Source organism: Sulfolobus sp. B1 (genome assembly GCF_007050195.1).
GTDB lineage: Archaea > Thermoproteota > Thermoprotei_A > Sulfolobales > Sulfolobaceae > Saccharolobus.
Genome location: NZ_QIMI01000310.1, coordinates 1 through 812, shown reverse-complemented (window position 1 = coordinate 812; position 812 = coordinate 1). Strand labels below are relative to the sequence as shown.

Below are 812 nucleotides of genomic sequence, written 5' to 3'. Positions count from 1 at the left end.
TATAGAGGGGAATTAGGGTCCGAAACTGCTGACGCATAGTAATAAAGTAGACCTACATTTTTTAAGGGAAGATAGATACTGACGATAACTTGTTGATTAGGATTAAGAGTACCTACTTGTCTAAATCCGTGAAGCACCACAGGCTGTTGATAGCTAATTACAGATGAACTTGAAACAAGAAAAACTGGCGTTATAGATATTAACATTATAGTCATTAAAATAAGTCCCTTATTCATATGTAATCCATATTGTTCAATCTTTTAAGCTTTTCTTTGTATATTAATACTTTTTCCTATTAGCAAAATAATGAGGAATTCATAACACCGCTGTAATTAAGTTGAATGAAATATTAGATATGACTCATGTATTCTGATTCTTTATAATATATATAGAAAATATAATAGCATGATAGACATGATGCAGTATAACAAAAAACATAGTTAAGGAGTACGAACCAGCGTAAAAATAATTCTGAAACTTTTCCTAACCTAAAAGCTTAAGTCAAAATAACTTAGCGGAAATCTGAAAGTTTCGTCGCATATAAAGACGAATGAATCCTCACACGTATTCTTAAAATTGACTTACTGATCTCTTCCCCCGCCTTAAAAGGCGAGGTTTGTCGCTCTTTCTATCACTGCTTAATTATGAATTATAGTAAAATCTATTATTTAAATACATGACTTAACTTTTCTATCTTCCACTATTTTTTATATATTTGTATTATTATAAAATAAAACTATTATTATTATAATATTTATAGATATATTTTATTCTTTTTCATATTAAGATAGTCTTATATTATAATATTTTTG

The 812-nt window shown here is 28.0% G+C and carries 1 protein-coding gene; it reads right to left on the bottom strand.

Annotated elements, in window-relative coordinates; all coding sequences use genetic code 11:
- A partial coding sequence (locus tag DMP16_RS10380; protein ID WP_143577234.1) for a protease pro-enzyme activation domain-containing protein occupies positions 1–236 on the bottom strand: 236 nt, incomplete at its 3' end.
- Positions 237–812: the final 576 nt, after the last annotated feature.